General features: G+C 41.2%; 17 protein-coding genes and 1 pseudogene (1 of these 18 running past the window's edge). 12 read left to right on the top strand and 6 right to left on the bottom strand.

All coding sequences use genetic code 11. From position 1 onward, the window contains the following. Window positions 1-40 precede the first annotated feature (40 nt). Window positions 41-550 (bottom strand): spore coat protein GerQ, encoded by a 510-nt coding sequence (gene gerQ / locus V7149_RS05765; protein ID WP_335344696.1) that lies wholly within the window; start codon window positions 548-550, stop codon window positions 41-43. Between the two features lie 414 nt (window positions 551-964). Next, window positions 965-1711 (bottom strand): hydrogen peroxide-dependent heme synthase, encoded by a 747-nt coding sequence (gene hemQ, locus V7149_RS05760; protein ID WP_335344695.1) that lies wholly within the window; start codon window positions 1709-1711, stop codon window positions 965-967. Window positions 1712-1941: 230 nt separating this feature from the next. On the opposite strand from hemQ, the gene pta reads away from it, so the two are divergent. After that, window positions 1942-2919, top strand: coding sequence for a phosphate acetyltransferase (gene pta, locus V7149_RS05755; RefSeq protein WP_335344694.1), 978 nt, complete (start codon window positions 1942-1944; stop codon window positions 2917-2919). A 128-nt stretch (window positions 2920-3047) separates the two neighbouring features. Then, window positions 3048-3875, top strand: coding sequence for a lipoate--protein ligase family protein (locus tag V7149_RS05750; RefSeq protein ID WP_335344693.1), 828 nt, complete (start codon window positions 3048-3050; stop codon window positions 3873-3875). 99 nt (window positions 3876-3974) lie between these two features. On the opposite strand, the gene V7149_RS05745 is transcribed toward V7149_RS05750, so the two are convergent. After that, the gene (locus tag V7149_RS05745) at window positions 3975-4721 is read right to left on the bottom strand and encodes an RsfA family transcriptional regulator (RefSeq protein ID WP_335344692.1); all 747 of its coding nucleotides are present in this window, start codon (window positions 4719-4721) and stop codon (window positions 3975-3977) included. A 384-nt stretch (window positions 4722-5105) separates the two neighbouring features. Here V7149_RS05745 and V7149_RS05740 point away from each other — a divergent pair, with 384 nt between their 5' ends. The 3 genes from V7149_RS05740 (at window position 5106) to V7149_RS05730 (ending at window position 7338) form a co-directional block, all read left to right on the top strand. Beyond that, on the top strand, window positions 5106-5330 hold the full coding sequence (locus V7149_RS05740) for a DUF1450 domain-containing protein (protein WP_066296587.1): 225 nt from the start codon (window positions 5106-5108) through the stop codon (window positions 5328-5330). A gap of 162 nt (window positions 5331-5492) precedes the next feature. After that, window positions 5493-6806: an HD domain-containing protein gene (locus V7149_RS05735; RefSeq protein ID WP_335344691.1), complete on the top strand. Its 1314-nt coding sequence runs from the start codon at window positions 5493-5495 to the stop codon at window positions 6804-6806. 22 nt (window positions 6807-6828) lie between these two features. Further along, a complete protein-coding gene (locus V7149_RS05730) occupies window positions 6829-7338 on the top strand; it encodes a YwgA family protein (protein WP_335344690.1) in 510 nt (169 codons plus the stop codon). Between the two features lie 54 nt (window positions 7339-7392). On the opposite strand, the gene V7149_RS05725 is transcribed toward V7149_RS05730, so the two are convergent. Further along, complete coding sequence (locus V7149_RS05725) at window positions 7393-7578, bottom strand: 2-hydroxymuconate tautomerase (protein WP_335344689.1); 186 nt, start codon at window positions 7576-7578, stop codon at window positions 7393-7395. Window positions 7579-7763: 185 nt separating this feature from the next. On the opposite strand from V7149_RS05725, the gene V7149_RS05720 reads away from it, so the two are divergent. Next, window positions 7764-8420, top strand: coding sequence for a site-2 protease family protein (locus V7149_RS05720; protein ID WP_335344688.1), 657 nt, complete (start codon window positions 7764-7766; stop codon window positions 8418-8420). A 33-nt stretch (window positions 8421-8453) separates the two neighbouring features. Then, complete coding sequence (locus V7149_RS05715) at window positions 8454-8966, top strand: YwhD family protein (protein ID WP_335344687.1); 513 nt, start codon at window positions 8454-8456, stop codon at window positions 8964-8966. A 496-nt stretch (window positions 8967-9462) separates the two neighbouring features. On the opposite strand, the gene V7149_RS05710 is transcribed toward V7149_RS05715, so the two are convergent. Further along, on the bottom strand, window positions 9463-11523 hold the full coding sequence (locus V7149_RS05710) for a transglycosylase domain-containing protein (protein ID WP_335344686.1): 2061 nt from the start codon (window positions 11521-11523) through the stop codon (window positions 9463-9465). 261 nt (window positions 11524-11784) lie between these two features. Here V7149_RS05710 and speE point away from each other — a divergent pair, with 261 nt between their 5' ends. The 4 genes from speE to argS all read left to right on the top strand — a co-directional run bounded on the left by speE (window position 11785) and on the right by argS (window position 15964). Continuing rightward, window positions 11785-12636, top strand: coding sequence for a spermidine synthase (speE, locus tag V7149_RS05705; protein ID WP_335344685.1), 852 nt, complete (start codon window positions 11785-11787; stop codon window positions 12634-12636). A gap of 178 nt (window positions 12637-12814) precedes the next feature. After that, the gene (speB, locus tag V7149_RS05700; protein WP_335344732.1) at window positions 12815-13687 is read left to right on the top strand and encodes an agmatinase; all 873 of its coding nucleotides are present in this window, start codon (window positions 12815-12817) and stop codon (window positions 13685-13687) included. A 163-nt stretch (window positions 13688-13850) separates the two neighbouring features. Then, window positions 13851-14297 (top strand): DUF1934 domain-containing protein, encoded by a 447-nt coding sequence (locus V7149_RS05695; RefSeq protein WP_335344684.1) that lies wholly within the window; start codon window positions 13851-13853, stop codon window positions 14295-14297. Then, complete coding sequence (gene argS / locus V7149_RS05690) at window positions 14294-15964, top strand: arginine--tRNA ligase (protein ID WP_335344683.1); 1671 nt, start codon at window positions 14294-14296, stop codon at window positions 15962-15964. Before V7149_RS05695 ends, argS begins: the two co-directional genes overlap by 4 nt. Before the next feature lie 128 nt (window positions 15965-16092). Here argS and cls read toward each other — a convergent pair whose 3' ends face one another. Next, window positions 16093-17295 (bottom strand): cardiolipin synthase, encoded by a 1203-nt coding sequence (gene cls / locus V7149_RS05685; protein ID WP_335344682.1) that lies wholly within the window; start codon window positions 17293-17295, stop codon window positions 16093-16095. 233 nt (window positions 17296-17528) lie between these two features. On the opposite strand from cls, the pseudogene V7149_RS05680 reads away from it, so the two are divergent. Next, window positions 17529-19174: pseudogene (locus tag V7149_RS05680) on the top strand ((Fe-S)-binding protein) (it continues 480 nt past the right edge of the window).

Raw genomic sequence — 19174 nt, 5'->3', positions numbered from 1 at the left:
TGCTTGTCGGGGGTGGGCAAGGCGCTTCCGCTTTTCGTAATCATCTAGGGCTAAATTGCGATAACATTCCAGGTGGTGTGAAACCTGGGTACTCGTATTCGATTTCTTCGGAGAATGTCACATAATCTACATACACCATTGGAATTAAGAATCTCATGCCTGATTGAGGATCGCTTAATATGACATGGTCTCTTCCAGTGGCTTCGATTATTCCTTCAAACTTTTTCGCATTCCACTCTCTATTATTCTCAAAGGTTGCATAAACGGTGACAAGCTTTCCTTTGTTTAAGCGCAGAATGTTCTCGATATAAGATTGTTCAATCGGAAGCATGCCAGGTACCTGCGGGCCAGTTGTTTGTGGGTTCATTCCAGTTGCTTGCGGAGGAAGCATCCCCCCAGTTGGCATCATCCCCATTGTTTGCTGAACTGTTGGCATTGGTGGCATGACAGGATGGGCACTCATTGAAGGCTTTTGTCCCGGCACACCTGCCATAGGCTGCTGAAACCCATAATAAGGTGTTCCATATGGATTAAAACCTGATTGACTCATTTTTTCCCCTCCCAAGCTTAAAATAATTCTAATAAAGTTAAACAGCACCCCATTTTAAGAACTGTTATTCAAAATGGCGGTGTGAGCGGAGCTATGTATCCCACTTAAATATGTGAGCTCCCACTCTATTTCCTTCATAAAAAAGAACCTTGAAGCATCGCAGACTTTTTTCCTCAAGGGAAGTGTAATCATAATTAATAGATTGTCAGAGATTTTTCCTCATAAATGCCTTGAAGGAAACTAGGAAAAATTCATAATAAGGATTGGATAACCACTCACTAATTCATAAGTATGTTCATGCTTGTTCCTTTATGCTTTTTTGAATAAAAAAGAAGAGCCTCAATAGGAGGAGGGGAAAAAGGAGGATTATATTAAAAAAATACTCCTAGATCAATTATCTAGGAGTTAAAACAGTTAATTGACATGCAGCAGCTTGCCAATTTGATTTTCTTCAAGCAGATTTCCAACGTAGAAAGAGCCAAATTCGCCATAGCGTGCACTTACTTCGTCAAAACGCATTTCATATACAAGCTTTTTGAATTGAAGTGCATCATCCGAGAATAGCGTAACGCCCCATTCATAGTCATCTAAGCCAACAGAACCGGTAATGATTTGTTTCACCTTACCTGCATATTGGCGGCCAATCATTCCGTGGCTGCGCATCATATTGCGGCGATCTTCCATCGGAAGCATATACCAGTTATCATTGCCCTGGCGGCGTTTATCCATTGGATAGAAGCATACATGCTTCGCTTTAGGCAGAATAGGATATAGGCGGGCAAGTATTTCTGGACTTTGGTAAGGGTCCTGATCGGAAGGCAAGTAATTGCTTAATTCCACAATGGACACATAGGAATACACAGGAACCGTATATTCAGCTAGTTTCGTTTTATTGAATTCATTTTCAATTTCATTTAATTCCTCTAAAGTTGGTCTCAACACCATCATCATAAAATCGGCTTTTTGGCCAACAACTGTATATAATGCGTGGCTGCCTTTTTTCTCACTCTGAACCCCATTCCATTTATCAACTAGGGTTACAAATTCATGGATAGCTGCTTGGCGCTCATCACTAGAAAGCATCTTCCAAGACGTCCAATCAATAGCACGGAAGTCATGTAAACTATACCAGCCCTCGAGCGTTTTTGCTGCTTCACTCATAACTATCACTCCTATTATGTAATAAGAAAATTACACCATTACTATATCACAGTTTCTCCAATTAACCACTTTATAAAACTTGAAAAAGGAAAGGAAGACCGAATAGTATGGCGAAATTGTGGATACTTTGTTAAAGGAGGTAAATTGGAAGAATTGAATTTGACGCTAAAAGAGCCAAGCATTAGATTAAAATAGAGGATTAATTTTTTCCAGCAAAAGGAGAGTTAGTAATGATAGATTTATTTAGAAAGTTACAGGAAAAGGTCAAGGGGAAGAATGTAAAAATCGTATTTCCGGAAGGGACGGATAATCGAATTTTAGCTGCTGCGGGGAGACTTGCGGAAGAAAAAATTCTGACGCCTATTTTAATTGGCCAGATTCAAGAAATTGAGGCAAAGGCGAAAGAGATGAATCTTTCTCTGGAGGGAGCGGAAATTTACGATCCGAGTCAATATGAGTTAGTAGATGAAATGGTTGCTGCTTTTGTAGAAAGAAGGAGCGGAAAAGCTTCAGAAGCGGATGCGAGAAAAATTCTTCTGGACGAAAATTACTTCGGAACGATGCTCGTGTATATGAATAAAGCGGATGGACTTGTAAGCGGGGCTGCCCATTCAACGGCGGATACTGTTCGTCCGGCATTACAGATCATTAAAACAATAGAAGGTGTGCGGAAAACATCAGGTGTTTTCATTATGGTTCGGGAGGATGAAGAGTATGTTTTCGCGGATTGTGCTATAAATATTGCTCCGGGCAGTCAGGATTTGGCGGAGATCACCATTGAAAGTGCTAGAACAGCGAAAATGTTTGGTATTGAGCCGCGAGTAGCGATGCTGAGCTTTTCAACGAAGGGATCAGCGAAGTCGCCAGAAACCGATAAAGTTATTGCGGCTGTTGAAGAGGTAAAAAAACGGAATCCGCAGTTATTAATTGATGGAGAGTTTCAGTTTGATGCGGCATTTGTCCCATCTGTGGCTAAAAAGAAGGCACCAGATTCACCGATTCAAGGAGATGCGAATGTTTTTATTTTCCCAAGCTTGGAATCAGGAAATATCGGCTATAAAATTGCTCAGCGTCTTGGAAGGTTTGAGGCGATCGGCCCTATTTTACAAGGGTTGAACCAGCCAGTTAACGACCTTTCCCGCGGATGCAATGAAGAGGATGTCTATAAACTAGCCTTAATTACTGCGGCACAGGCATTGAGAGATTGATTAGGCTAGGATTGAGGGCCGGACTTAAGTCCGTCTCTTTTTTTTCGATATTGTTGCTGATATAATGTGCTTGGCTAATAAATGTTAGTGTTATATGAAAAGGATTCGCTCAAAAGGAGAACCACTATATGAATGACTTATTACAGCAAGATCAATGGAGAGTGATTGATCAATCGTCAGCAGCCGTCCATTTGCCTGCTTTATATTCATTCGGAATGGATGATACCCTCTGTGCATCGGTTGGGAGCGGCATGGCACCTCCAACGGCAAGGGCTTGGGTTCACCGTGATACGGTTGTATTAGGCATCCAGGATACAAAGCTCCCTTTTCTGGAAGAGGGTATCCGCTATTTGCAGAATGAGGGTTATCGCGTCATCGTCAGAAATTCTGGCGGATTGGCTGTTGTTTTGGATGAAGGGATCTTAAATTTAACTCTAGTTTTTTCAGAAAGTGATAAGGGCATTGATATTAATCGGGGCTATGATGTGATGTGGATGCTCATTAAGGAAATGTTTTCTGATTTTAATAAAGAAATAGAGGCAAAGGAGATTGTCGGTTCCTATTGTCCGGGAAGCTATGATTTAAGTATAGGCGGGAAAAAGTTTGCCGGTATTTCTCAAAGGCGCCTGCGAAATGGGGTGGCCGTGCAGATTTATCTTTGTGTTCATGGAAGCGGGAGTGCTCGTGCTGCCCAAATTGAACGTTTTTATGCCATTTCCAAGAAAGACATTGAAACTAAATTCCTTTTTCCAGAAATAAAGCCTGAGGTGATGGCTTCTTTATCTGAATTGCTGGGGCAAAGTCTTTCGATTCAGGATGTTATGCTTCGGTTTTTACAAGCATTAAAGAATCGCTCTAAACATTTATTTTCAGGTGAACTGCAGGGTGAGGAGATTTTGCTATTTGAAGGGTATCACCAACGTATGGTCGAACGTAACGAAAAGGTTCTTGGATGAATATGAGAAAGCCGTAACAGAGCGTTACGGCTTTTTTAAAAATAATCGAGGATGTAATTCCTTCTCCTGCTCCCAAAATTGGAAGTTTTATATTTATATTTATTCTGCTAATTTCTCGAGGTTCCCGTTTCGGTCCATCTTGAACTTAGTTGCTGGTCTTTCTTCTTCCTCAAAGAGGACGAGTTTGCGGGCACGGTTCATAATCTTCATTAGCGTCTCGTAATCTTCTTGGATTGTTTCCGAATTTTCTTCGAGCTGATTAATCTTACCCTCTAGCTCTTCGTTTCGGCTCTTAATCTGTGCATTCTCTCGCTTCAATCTTTCATTCTCATTTCTTAAAATATCTAATTGAATACTCGAGTGTTTTAAAGATTGTAAGTAAGTGATGACACGATCCAGATTTAAATCAGAATCGCCTGTTAAAGCTCCGCCTGTGTAGCTTGGTTTCTCAACATAGACAGGAATAGGGCTTGCTTCGATAATTTCCATTGATTCATCCTGTTCTGCAGGTGCTGATATCATCATTGCCGCAGCAGGTACGGCTTCAACCTCTGAAATAGCTGGTGCAGGCGGCGAATAGAGCAGCTTTTTCTTTCCGCTTTGTTCTTTTCCAAGCAAGCGCTGCCTTTGCTTCCGCTGTTTTTTAGCGAGCTGTAAAGCCTTTTCGTATTGATGCCTCACTACTGCATTCCAGCGAAATCCACAGGCCGCAGAAGTTCGGTCGAGGCGGTCCCCCACTTCTTCAAAAGCATTTAATTGCGTACTTCCTTCTCTTACATGTCTTAATACGGTTTCAGCTAGTAATAAATCATTTTCTTCCGTCCATGCATCCTGACGAACTTTCATTTCTTCAACTCCCAATTCATTTACATTTTTTAATTCTTAATATAAGGATGGACATTTCAGAAGAAAAATATACAAACTGAATTAAAAGGATAGTAGATTTTTTTATTTTTTCAATAGATAGGTATTCTGAACACTTTAGATTCATATGTTTATTTGCCCTTTGTCAGTGCTTAAAATAGGCGACAGCTTGCATTAGAAGGAAAGAAGCTGTAAAATACAGCAAGAGAAAAGAAAAGGGAAAGCGCAGGTTCAGGTAGTTTTATACTCGAATGCTGCAGGACCCTCACTGATTAAAATTTCACCTTTATCTTAATTTCAGGCGGCATTTGCCCCGTTTTGTATAAATATTTTTTAAGATAGACCATAGAAAGGGTTGTAATAAATATGGCAAACGAATTTCGTGTTTGCGACGATTGTCAGGGTGTTAATTTAAAAACCTTAATTCCTCGTTTGAAGGAAATAGATCCAGAAGCGAAAATCGAGATAGGCTGCCAATCTTATTGTGGACCAGGCCGAAAGAAAACATTTGCCTTCGTCAATAATCGTCCGCTCGCTGGGTTAACAGAAGAGGAATTAATGGAAAAAGTTAATAAAAAGCTTAAGAAATAAAGTCACCTTAAAGATCGCCTTGAGGTGATTTTTGTTTTTCTCGCTATAACCCGCCTACATCAAGGTTTTCGTCGAATTCTGCAGAATTAGCAGATTTTCTGTAGTGAATTGCAGAAGGAAACGGGATATAATAGAGACACATTAGAAAATCGGAGGTAAATGATGGCATATCCGGTGGAGAAGTTACGTGAAGAAAAGGTATTTAAAGATCCTGTCCATCGCTATATTCACGTGAGGGATCGGGTAATCTGGGATTTAATTGGGACGAAGGAGTTTCAGCGCCTTAGACGAATTAAGCAGCTCGGGACTACTTATTTAACCTTTCATGGGGCTGAACATAGCCGATTTAACCATTCCTTGGGGGTTTACGAAATTATTCGACGAATTGCCGATGATGTTTTCCACGGCACGCCGGAATGGAATGAAGATGACCGGCTCCTCTCCCTATGCGCAGCCTTACTCCACGATTTAGGACATGGCCCATTTTCCCATTCATTTGAAAAAGTCTTTGACCTCGACCATGAGTACTATACAAGAGCCATCATTCTCGGAAAAACAGAAGTCAACCACGTTCTTTCAACCATAAGTGCTGATTTTCCTATGAAGGTTGCTGAAGTTATCGCGAAAACGTCAAAAAACAAATTAGTCGTAAGCCTTATTTCCAGTCAGATCGATGCCGACCGCATGGATTATTTGCAAAGGGATGCCTACTATACAGGGGTCAGCTACGGCCATTTTGATATGGAGCGGATTTTGCGCGTCATGCAGCCGGGGGAAGATCAGGTTGTCTTTAAACAAAGCGGCATGCACGCTGTTGAGGACTATATAATGAGCCGGTACCAAATGTATTGGCAAGTATACTTCCACCCTGTGACGAGAAGCGCCGAAGTGATTTTAACGAAAATTTTGCATCGCGCTAAAGCCTTACATAAGCAGGGCTATTCTTTCAAATCACATCCTTATCATTTCTTTTCGATGTTTGATGGGAAAATTACACTTGAAGATTATATTAAACTTGATGAAGCAATCATTCTTTATTATTTTCAAATGTGGCAGGAAGAAGAGGATCCTATTTTACGGGACCTTTGCCGCCGCTTTATGAATCGCAATCTATTTAAATATGCTGAATTTGATCCTGCAAAGGAATATAAAAAGCTTGCGGAGCTGTCCATTCTATTTCAAAAGGCAGGAATTGATCCTGAGTATTATCTAGTTGTCGATTCCTCATCCGACCTCCCATATGATTTTTACCGGCCGGGAGAGGAAGAGGAACGGCTGCCGATTTCTTTGCTTATGAAAAATGGAGAAATTCGGGAGCTTTCCCGGGAATCTGAAATTGTCGATGCGATCTCTGGAAAAAGGAGAACCGACCATAAATTATATTATCCAGCAGATTTTCTAAAAGACTTTTCAACGGAACCAGCGATAAAAAAGGACATTTGCAAGCTTCTTGAAATAGACGTGTCACGGTATTAAATGGAGTAGGAGTTGACGTATCTTGTTGAAAGATCATGCTAAAATCATTCATGCCATTGCTGCCTCAGAAGAAATAATTGGACGGAAACGGCTTCAGAAAATGGTATATATCGCAAAAAAACTAGAATTCCCTTTCCAGGAAAGATTTCAATTTCACTTTTATGGTCCTTACTCGGAGGAATTGACTTTAAGAGTGGAGGAGCTATGCAATATGGGCTTCCTCAATGAGGTTAAGGAGAAGAAGGGTGGCTATTACCAGTATCGCTATACATTAACGGAGAATGGCAAGGAGTTCTTGAGCCTTAATGAAGAGGTGACTATGCCCAATCTTCAAGATTGCTTGACTGATATGAACAGTCAAAATGCAAGATTCCTTGAGCTAGTATCGACCGTACTTTTTTTCGAAAATCTGCCGAAAGAAGAAGTACAAGAGAAGATTTTTACGTTAAAAAGCAAGCAGCGCTATACGGAGGAAGAAGTGGAGACTGCTTATCAATATATTGAAAGCTTGAAAGAAAAAGCCGGGCATTAAGCTTGCCCGGCTTTTCTGCTGGAAGTAGGGGGAATTGTCGCACCCCTGCACAAATTATTGGTCGCTAAAACGCTTGCCAGCAACAGCATAATGATTCTTGGACATTTCCTCGATAAACACAACAACATTTTCCTTCGGTGCTCCTGTTGTTTCGCTTACTGCGTCTGTTACCTTCTCAACGAGTGATTTCTTTTGTTCCTCTGTACGGCCTTCTAGCATTTTTACTGTTACATATGGCATGGGGATCTCTCCTTTTTTGTTGGCTGGGCTATTCCGCTTTGATTTTACAGGCGGTTTACCTCAGCTTTTCCTAATGTTTGTAGTTTTTCATATTTCAGAAAAATGTGCAAGTGGTTCGTTCGTTTTCCTTTTATCCTCAATATCGTGTATAATTTTTTTAAGTTGTAATTAAAGGGGTTTTGGCCTTGGAACAATTTTTAGCCTTTAATTTAAAGGAAATTCCTTATGTGGCGATTACGTTAATGATTGCTTTTACCGTTCATGAATTTGCTCATGCGTTTGTCGCCTATAAATTCGGCGACCCAACAGCGAAAAATCAAGGAAGACTGACGTTAAATCCGATTCAGCATTTAGATCCAATTGGAACCATTCTGATTTTTATTGCAGGCTTTGGCTGGGCAAGACCTGTTCCGGTTAACAGATTCTTCTTTAAAAATCCGCGTTTAGCAGGAATTTCGGTATCCATTGCCGGTCCTATCAGCAATCTAATCATGGCGAGCTTAGGATTTCTCATTTGGTATGCTATGGTCGGAATGGGTGTCGCTACTGGATTACCGTCCTTTGTCCCAGACTTCTTAAATATTTTTATCCATCTCAATTTAGTTTTGTTTATTTTTAACTTAATCCCGCTCCCGCCCTTGGACGGATATCGCATTGTGGAGGATTTAATGCCAAAATCGATTAGACCGCGATTAACACAATATGAGGCCTATGGATCGGTGATTTTCTTAATTCTTGTGATAACGCCGCTCGACCAATATACGATTCAGCCAATCTTTCGTTTTGTTTTGCCTGTCGTTGCAGATGGGTTAGCTAACTTCTTTGGTGGGATATTTTTATAAAAGGGTTTTTTTGAATAAAGGAGGAACTTCAAGTTGGAAGAAAAAAAGAAGAAAAATATTGGATTCAATATTATTAAGAGTGATCCGACTGACGGACATGGAGGCTTTGGCTCGGGGTCGTTAAGTTTGGATAATGTTTCGCCTGTCATCATTGACGTGGAGGCGGGGGAGGCATCGATTGAAGTGGGTGCGTTGCATGCCCGCAGCCCAGTGGAAAAGGGTATTAAATTCCTGCCCAATAAGGAAGATGTGCCAAATGGAAAGCCGTATTGGCTGATTTGGGTGACGATTGACCGCAAAGAGGACGGTCCTTATTATGCAGGTGTGACGGCTTGTGAAATGACGGTAGATCGAGAAATTCGCAGGGGTTATAAATCCTTGCCGGAACATGTGAACCGCATGGATAAGTCGATTAAACGCCATATTATGGTTGATCATATGGATGACAAATCGAAGAAAATTCTAAGTGATTTTCTGAAAAATCACGATGCTGGCATGTGGGAACGGTCTCTACAACAACTGAAGGATGATTTGCAAGAAAATTAAAATAATCTTTTTGATTTATGACGAAATTGTGACAGATTACTGACTAAAATTTCTAACTACTTGCCCAAATCTAATAAAAAATAGTACACTATTTAACAGTGTGAATGCACTGTATAGAACTAGGACACGAAAAACCTCGGGCCTTTTGGCACGAGGTTTTTCACTTTTTTTTGTCGGTTTTTTAGAAATGTTGATTTAGAAAGATCTTATGGAAACACTGGATGGCGGCACCCAAGAACAGGGAAAGATTTAATGACGCCTCTTTGATGATGTTTTTTTATAGGGAGGGATTTAAGGCCATCTCTAATCGCCCTTGTACCTTGTTTTTTCCATAGGAAGGGAGTTAAGACCTCTTCTTATCACCCTTGGCCCTTGATTTTTCCATAGGAAGGGATTTAAGGCCACCTCTAATCGCCCATGGCCCTTGATTTTTCCATAGGAAGGGCGACATGGCCACCAAATGCCGACCCCAAATCCGAAGAAGGTTTCCTTCTTTTTACCAATTAAACAATCGTTTATACCAAGGCTTCTTCTCAGGCTGCTCTTTTACACCTGGTTTCTCCTCTTGATATAACAAGTGAGCTGTACAATATTCGGTCGGCTCTGTGCCTTTAGCGAAATACGTTAAACGTTTAACAGGGCATTCATCAGTGGCTAATTTGCCGTTTTCCGGATTCACATAGACGCCGACTGTTCCTTTTACCGGTTTAAAGCCTTTGACTGGCAACCCCTGATGTGCCTCCTCCATAAAACGAATCCAGATATTTTTTGCATATGATTTATCTGCTGTTTTATGAATCGTTTTTCCCTTGTCAAAGCCGGTCCAAACGGCGGAAACAAGCTGCGGTGAGTAGCCGATCATCCAGCTGTCGGTATCCGTTGAGCCGGATTTCCCAGCGTAGGACCGAGTCATATCATTGATAACGGACCGTCCTGTGACACTTGTGTACCCGTTCAGCTTCGGGTCAAAAATGCCCGTCATCATTTGGGTCGTCACATAAGCTAAATCAGGTCGCAATATAGGAAGGGCCTCTTTTTCCTGCTCATAAATGATTTCTCCCTTATGATTTTCGACCCTTGTGATTAAGACAGGTGCCACTTTTTTTCCGCCGTTCGCAAATATACTATAGGCATTTGCCATTTCGATCACCCGAACTCCAGATGTGCCTAGCGCTAGGGAAGGAACTCTGTTCATTTTTGTAGAGAGTCCAAATTTCTGAGCAGTGTTTACGAGTGTATCGATTCCTAAGAAAAGATGAGTCTTAACAGCATAAATATTATCTGAAAGGGCTAGTGCCTGAGCCATGGTGATATCGCCATCCGCATATTGGCTGTTAAAGTTTTTCGGTGTATAGTCAGGTCTTTCGTCATCGAATCGGAAAGTGGTTGGCTCACTTCGCATTAGAGAGGAAGGAGTAAATCCATTTTCCAAGGCAGCGTAATAGAGCAGTGGCTTCATAGTTGAACCCGGCTGGCGAATGGCCTGAACGGCGCGGTTAAAAGGACTTTCCGCGTAATCTCTTCCTCCGACCATCGCTTTGACATGCCCGTTTTTCGGATTCATCGAAACCATTCCAACCTGGATTTCAGAATCCTTTGAGATTAATTGATCCACTGTCTGTTCTGCGATTTCCTGCTGCTTCATATCCAAGGTGGTGTAAACCTTTAATCCCCCTAATTCAATGATCCGGTCATCCAGTTTTAGCTCTGTTTTCAATGCTTGGCGAACCGCATCCTGAAAGTAAGGAGCTGTTTTAGCATTTGTATGGAGATGCTTCCCAACTAAGGTCAACGGTTCTTGCAAAGCAGCTTCAGCTGTCTTTTTATCAATATAGTCATTTTCGACCATCGTGTTTAAAATGATCTTTTGCCGATTTTTAGCATTTTCGATTGATACGAGTGGGGAATAGATACCAGCGCCCTTTGGAATTCCGGCTAAAATGGAAGCTTCCCCAAGAGTTAATTCTCCGGCATGCTTCCCAAAATAGAACTGGCTTGCCGCTTCTGTTCCGTAGGCCCCATGGCCATAATAAATAGTATTTAAGTAGCCTTCAAGAATCTCTTTCTTCGAATAGTTCATTTCAAGCCGAATCGTATAGAAGGCTTCCTTCAATTTACGCTTCCATGTTTTTTCATGTTCAAGAAATAGGTTTCGGGCATACTGCTGGCTAATGGTGCTCGCCCCTTGTACCTTGGCCATTGCTTTAACATCAGCAATGATGGCTCCTGCAATTCTCTTATAATCAAACCCATGATGGGAGTAAAATTTGCGATCCTCAATCGAAACGGTGGCATTCACTAAGTATGGGCTAATGTCTGAAAGCTCTACCCAATACCGCTTTTGGCCATTATGACTTTCCCCGATCACGGTTCCATTATCAGAGTAGAATAAGGTTGACTGCGGAACAGCTAGAGGCGGAGGCCCAAGAACCTTAGCATAAAGCAAAATGCCAGCCATGATGATAGCAGCCAGGATAAAACCAATTAAGCTAAAAATAAAGATGGCGCGTAAAACCTTACCAGCTTTTTTGAAACGTTGATTCGTCATAATCTCCATCGTGAAAACCACCACCTCTCCAAAGTTTTTACTAGCTTTTATATATTTCTAATTTGGGAAAAATTCCATCTCTCAATAGTATTGAAACAAACCTTTCGTTTTAAACATTTCTCTTAAGCAAAATTCAATTTTTTCTTGCTTTTTTGCTAGATTCATCTATACTTTTTCTCATGTTTGTAATTATTCAGATTGGGAAGTATAAAAAAGAATTGTTATCGACAGTAAATAATCGATTTTTTTACGGAAGGAATGGTTAGATAAATGGGACTTTGGTTTACTGAAAAACAAACAGAGAATTTTGGCATTACAATGAAGGTTAAGCAGACTTTACATACAGAACAGACAGATTTTCAAATGCTTGAAATGGTGAAAACAGAAGAATGGGGCAATATGCTTTTACTAGACGGCATGGTTATGACTTCTGTGAAAGATGAATTTGTTTATCATGAAATGGTTGCTCATGTGCCGTTGTTTACACATCCGAACCCTGAAAATGTTTTAGTTGTTGGAGGCGGGGACGGCGGAGTGATTCGCGAAGTTCTTAAGCATCCAAGCGTGAAAAAGGCAACGCTTGTTGATATTGATGGAAAGGTCATCGAGTATTCTAAAAAATACCTACCGGAAATCGCAGGCAAATTAGACGATCCGCGTGTGGATGTTCAAGTTGGCGATGGTTTCATGCACATTGCTGAAAGTGAAAATGAATACGATGTGATTATGGTTGACTCCACTGAGCCTGTTGGTCCAGCCGTGAATCTATTTACAAAAGGCTTCTATGCAGGGATTTCCAAAGCTTTAAAGGAAGACGGAATTTTTGTTGCGCAATCAGACAACCCTTGGTTTAAAGCCGATTTAATTCGCAATGTTCAAAAGGACGTTAAGGAAATTTTCCCGATTACACGTCTTTATGTGGCGAACATCCCAACGTATCCAAGCGGATTATGGGCGTTCACCATCGGTTCTAAAAAGTATGATCCACTAGAGGTTAGCGAAGACCGCTTCCATGAAATTGACACAAAATATTATACAAAAGAGCTTCATCAGGCTGCTTTTGTATTGCCGAAATTTGTGAAGGATTTAGTGGNNAAATATATGCGTGTTAATGGGCAGTAAAATGTCGATTGGCTGATAAATCGTTGAATTTGGCTGATAAATGAGTAAAATTGGCTGATAAACTGTTTTTTAGATAAAAAAGTACATGTGATTTAGCATTAATTCAAAAATATCGCTGATTATAGCACTATCAAGGGGCTAGAGACCCCAAATTTAATACGAACGAGGGATGACAGTGGTGCGTTTTGATGAAGCATACTCTGGCAATGTTTTTATAAAAAGCCATCCGAATTACGAAGAAAGTGAAGCGGTCATTTACGGAATGCCGATGGACTGGACCGTCAGCTACCGTCCGGGCTCCCGTTTTGGTCCTGCGCGTATTCGTGAGGTGTCTATTGGGCTCGAGGAATATAGCCCTTATTTAGACCGTGAATTAGAAGAAGTGAAGTATTATGATGCCGGCGATATTCCGCTGCCATTCGGAAATCCGCAAAAAAGCTTGGATTTAATCGAGGAATTTATTGACCAGCTTTTAGCAGAAGGTAAATTTCCGATTGGCATGGGCGGTGAGCATTTAGTTTCATGGCCGGTTTTTAAGGCAATGTATAAAAAATATCCGGATATGGCGATTATTCACATGGATGCACATACGGATTTGCGTGAGAATTACGAAGGGGAGCCACTATCCCACTCGACACCTATCCGCAAAGCCTGTGATCTAATCGGGCCTCAAAATATTTTTTCCTTTGGTATCCGTTCTGGAATGAAGGAAGAATTCAAATGGGCAAAAGAAGTCGGCATGCACATTTCGAAATTTGAGGTGCTAGAGCCGTTAAAAGAAATTCTGCCAAAGCTTGCGGGACGTCCTGTATATGTAACGATCGATATTGATGTGCTTGACCCTGCTCATGCTCCAGGAACTGGCACTGTGGACGCAGGCGGCATTACATCGAAGGAACTTCTCGCTTCCATTCATGAAATTGCCCGCTCCAATGTAAAGGTAGTTGGCTGCGATCTTGTAGAGGTTGCACCTATATACGACCCATCTGAGCAAACAGCTAACACGGCGAGCAAGCTCATTCGCGAAATGATTTTGGGCTGGGTGAAATAAGAAAAAGCGGAAAGCACTGAGCTTATCTTTTTAAAAAGCGATGACGGAGACAGAGGTCTCCGTTTTTTCCATTTTTAAAATAGGCTATAGTAAACCTAATACAGGGAAGAGTAGAACCTTTCGCTAAAGTCTACTATAATGTTACGAAAAGGATGTGTGGCCGTTGTCTACTAGACCAGCGGAGCAAATGCCTGTTAAAATTAAAGTAAAGACAGACATTCGAGATGGGCACAGCAAAGATACTTTTGAACTCATCGCATTTGGTCGATACTATATAAAGGAAAATGCCCGGTTTCTTCAATATGAGGAAGCGATGGAAGAAGGAATGGCCAAAACAATCATCAAGGTATCCGATAAAGAAGGTCTTATTTTGCGAAGCGGCGCTGTGAGAATGAGGCTCCCTTTTATCATGAATAAAAAGCTTAAGGGAAGCTATCATACACCTTATGGCGTGTTTGAGATTGAAACGATGACAAAAAGGCTGGATCACCAGTTTAACGAACAAACCGGGAACGGCTCTATCGACCTTTTATATGAATTGAAAATGCAAGGCGCAAGTTCAGGTACATACCATTTATCGATTACATTCGAAGAGGAGGAAGAAAGTTGAACAGTGTAGAGCAAATGCAAAACAAACTGAAAGAAGAAATTAAAGCGGCTGTGATCAAAGCGAATCTAGCAACTGAAGAACAAATGCCAAACGTTATTTTGGAAACGCCGAAGGAAAAGGCGCATGGGGATTATTCCACGAATATGGCGATGCAGCTTGCACGCGTAGCGAAAAAGGCGCCGAAAATGATTGCCGAGGCGCTGATTGCGAATTTTGATAAATCGAGAGCCTCCATTGAAAAAATGGAGATTGCGGGCCCAGGGTTTATTAATTTTTACATGGACAATAGCTATTTAACGAATTTAATTCCAGCTGTTCTTGAAGCAGGCGATCAGTACGGAGAAACAAATGTTGGAGCGAATCAAAAAGTTCAGGTTGAGTTTGTATCCGCCAATCCGACTGGGGACCTTCACCTTGGCCATGCTCGTGGTGCGGCTGTAGGGGATTCTCTATCCAATATTTTAGCTAAGGCTGGCTATGATGTTTCCCGCGAATACTATATTAATGACGCAGGCAACCAGATTAATAATCTTGCGTATTCAGTGGAAGCACGTTACTTCCAAGCACTAGGATTGGAAAAAGAAATGCCTGCAGACGGCTACCACGGCGAGGATATTATTGGGATTGGGAAAAAGCTTGCTGAGGAATTCGGCGACAAATATGTTCATGTGGATGAAAAAGAGCGCTTTGACTTCTTCCGTGAATATGGATTAAAGGTTGAAATGGCGAAGCTAAAGACTGACCTAGAGGAATTCCGTGTGCCGTTTGATGTGTGGTATTCTGAAACATCTTTATATCATAATGGAAAAATTGATACGGCTTTACAAGCATTGAAGGACAATGGCCATATTTTTGAGGAAGAGGGGGCAACCTGGTTCCGCTCTACAACTTTTGGCGATGATAAAGACCGCGTTTTGATCAAAAATGACGGTTCCTATACGTACTTAACACCAGATATTGCGTACCACAAGGATAAGCTGGAGCGAGGCTTTGAAAAGCTGATTAATATTTGGGGTGCTGACCATCACGGCTATATTCCGCGTATGAAAGCAGCTATTCAAGCATTAGGCTACGACCATGATACACTTGAAGTAGAAGTTATTCAGCTCGTTCATTTATATAAAAACGGCGAAAAAATGAAAATGAGCAAACGGACAGGAAAAGCGGTAACGATGCGTGATCTAGTGGAAGAGGTAGGATTGGATGCAACTCGCTATTTCTTTGCGATGAGAAGTGCGGACACGCATATGGACTTTGACCTGGATTTAGCCGTTTCCGAGTCTAATGAAAATCCTGTTTATTATGCGCAATATGCGCATGCACGGATTTGCAGTATTTTACGACAAGGCGAGGAGCAGGGATTATCTGTGAGCCGCTCTGCCGACTTCTCCTTAATTTCGGCTGAAAAGGAAATAGACGTTTTGAAGAAGCTGGGCGAATTCCCGCAAGCAGTAGGGGAAGCCGCACAAAAACGATTGCCGCATCGAATCACCAATTATATTTTCGAATTGGCATCGGCGTTCCACAGCTTCTACAATGCTGAAAAAGTATTAGATACCGACCATCCAGAACGGACGCAAGCACGACTTGCATTAATCAAAGCAGTTAAAACTACATTGAAAAATGCCCTTGCCCTAATCGGAGTTTCGGCTCCGGAGAAAATGTAAAAAGATTGCTGGCATGTAAAAGAGAGGCAGAGCCCCATCGAGCGGGCCCTCCCTCCTAATTACGTGCCAGCTTTTTTGTTTTTTTCCAAAACTTTCACGAATTCAAGAAAAACAGGAACTAAAGGATATTACAAAAACAATATAATCAAGTGCGCCGCCCATTCCTTAAATGACCGGATGGGGTTAAACTGGTTTAGTTTTGCGAGCGTCATTCGTTCGGATTGGCGAATATCTGCTTGAATAACATGCCGCACCTTCTGAATAAAGTCATAATCATAGATATAACAATTAATTTCGTAGTTTAAAAAAAAGCTCCGAAAATCAAAATTTGTCGTGCCAATATCACAAATATTATCATCGATAATAAGAGTTTTAGCATGGTAAAAGCCATTTTTAAATTCGTAAACAACCGCACCCTGCCTAATTAATTTTCTAAAAAAATAATACGAAGCTTCCTTTACAAGAGGATGGTCCGATGTCTTTGGGACAAGAACGGTAAGGCTGACACCTCTTGAGAGGGCATTAGACAATTCATGAAGCAGTTTTTGGCTGGGAATAAAATAAGGTGTTCCAATGGTAATATTCGTTTCTGCCTTCCGAATTAGCGTTGTATAAGTATCCTCCAGAAACGCACCTTTAGAGGGAATTAATTGATGTCTGCACGGTCCCTGAGGGAGTGTAGGAAAATAGTTTGGATGATCTAGCAAATCCTCTTTGCTATCATGACGCCAATCAGTCAAAAACTCCTTTTGCAGCCCGTTTACACCTTCACCCTCAATCTTCAAATGATAGTCTCGCCATGGACTCAGTTTAGGATCTAAATCGATGTACTCCTTGCCAATATTGAAACCGCCGATATAACCAATTTTCCCGTCAATGACAGTAATTTTTCTATGATTGCGAGCCTGCAGCGTATAGAACAGGAAAGGAAACTTAGGACGCTGGGAAAAAGAAAACTGAATACCCTCACTCTCTAAAGACTGGATCGTTTTTTTATCAATCAGATGGCTCCCAAGCCAGTCCAGAAGGAGGCGGACCTCAACACCTTCCCGAGCTTTTTGCTTCAGGATATTTAAGAATTCTGTACTAATTTGATCGTCCTTAACAATATAAAATAATATATGAATGTGAAGCTTTGCTTTTTTTATTTCCGAAAAAAGATCCTCGAATAATGCCGGTCCTTCTGTAAAAATATCCAGGCTGCTATTCCAAAAGGGATACTCCTTCTTTGTCTGTTTGCTTAATTGATTTCTTCGTCCAAAATAAAAATCAAGTGTCAGCCAAAGAGCAAACAAAAGAACGATGATAAATAGAATGGAGGTTACTTTCATTACTTTCTCCTCCTCGTGATTTGTATCCAATTATTATCTCCAGTCCAATTATTTATATGATTTTTTTCAAAGCAAGCGGTCAATCGGAAATAAATTTTAAAATAAAATGTGTTGACTGAATGCTCACTCATAATATAATAGAGACAAGGAATAATTTCTGAAAATTGTATCGTGTTTAAAATTTTTGAATTATATGCTAGACAATCCATTTTAAGAGGGGAGAGCTAACGATAATGACAGGATTGTTGTGGGTGAATCTAATTGGATTTCTCCTTGTAACCGCTTACGCAGTAAGTTTATTTGTGTATGTTGTTAAAACGAGAATTGAATATATCAAACTCGGAAAGAAGGTAGAGTTTGATAACAACGTTAAGGAACGTCTAGGGAAAATTTGGGTTAATGTCTTTGGCCAAAAGAAGCTGTTGAAGGATAAGAAAAGTGGAATCATACACGTCATGTTTTTCTACGGGTTTATTCTAGTCCAATTTGGCGCCATTGATTTCATCATTAAAGGAATCAAACCAGGTGCGCATTTGCCTCTTGGACCTCTCTATTCAGGATTTACGTTTTTCCAGGAGCTTGTTACCTTAATGATTCTGATTGCTGTGATTTGGGCCTTCTATCGCAGATATGTGGAGAAGCTTGTCCGTTTAAAAAGAGGCTTTAAATCAGGTCTTGTGCTTATTTTTATCGGTGGATTAATGCTTTCTGTTTTACTTGGAAATGGGATGAGCATGATTTGGCACGGACATGAATCAGCATGGACGGAACCGGTTGCGTCAGTCATTGCGGGAGCCTTCTCGTGGATGGGAGAAACCGCTTCGATTGTTGTATTCTATATCGCTTGGTGGATTCATTTAATTTTCTTATTAGCATTCCTTGTTTATGTGCCGCAATCCAAGCATGCGCACTTAATCGCAGGACCTGCCAACGTCTATTTCAACCGTCTTGAGAAGCCGGGTAAATTGACAAAAATTGATTTCGAAGATGAAACACAGGAAAGCTTTGGGGTCGGCAAAATTGAAGATTTCAATCAGCTGCAAATGATTGACTTCTATGCTTGTGTGGAGTGTGGACGCTGTACGAATATGTGTCCGGCAACGGGAACGGGCAAAATGCTGTCACCAATGGATTTGATTCTAAAGCTTCGTGATCATTTAACGAATCATGGGGCAGCCGTTACTTCCAAACAGCCGTGGGTACCAACCTTTGCTTTCTCGAATACAATGGGCAATCAGATTGCCTTAGCTGGTGCGGGAAAAGCGGCAGAGGAAGCAGCTGCTGGATTAGCATACAGCCCAAGCTTAATTGGGGATGTCATTACAGAAGAAGAGATCTGGGCTTGTACGACTTGCCGTAACTGTGAGGATCAATGTCCGGTTATGAATGAGCATGTCGATAAAATTATCGACCTTCGCCGTTATCTTGTTTTAACAGAAGGGAAGCTAGATGCTGATGCACAGCGCGCTATGACGAACATTGAGCGTCAAGGAAATCCATGGGGATTAAACCGTAAAGAGAAGGAAAACTGGCGAGAAGCCCGCGAGGATGTTCAAATACCAACTGTGAAAGAAATGAATAAAGCTGGGGAAGAGTTCGAGTACCTTTTCTGGGTAGGATCAATGGGTTCATTTGACAACCGCAGCCAAAAGATTGCTCTTTCTTTTGCAAAATTAATGAATGAAGCTGGCGTGAAGTTTGCCATTCTTGGAAACAAGGAGAAGAACTCTGGAGATACACCGAGACGTCTTGGAAATGAGTTCTTATTCCAAGAGCTAGCGACTAAAAATATAGAGGAATTTGAAAAGGCTGAAGTGAAGAAAATCGTTACAATCGACCCGCATGCCTATAATATTTTCAAAAATGAATACCCTGATTT

Origin of the sequence: Bacillus sp. JJ1503 (assembly GCF_036965125.1) — a bacterium.
Taxonomy (GTDB): Bacteria; Bacillota; Bacilli; order Bacillales; family Cytobacillaceae; genus Cytobacillus.
Note: the sequence above shows the minus strand (reverse complement) of the source record. Positions and strands in the feature narration are given on the sequence as shown.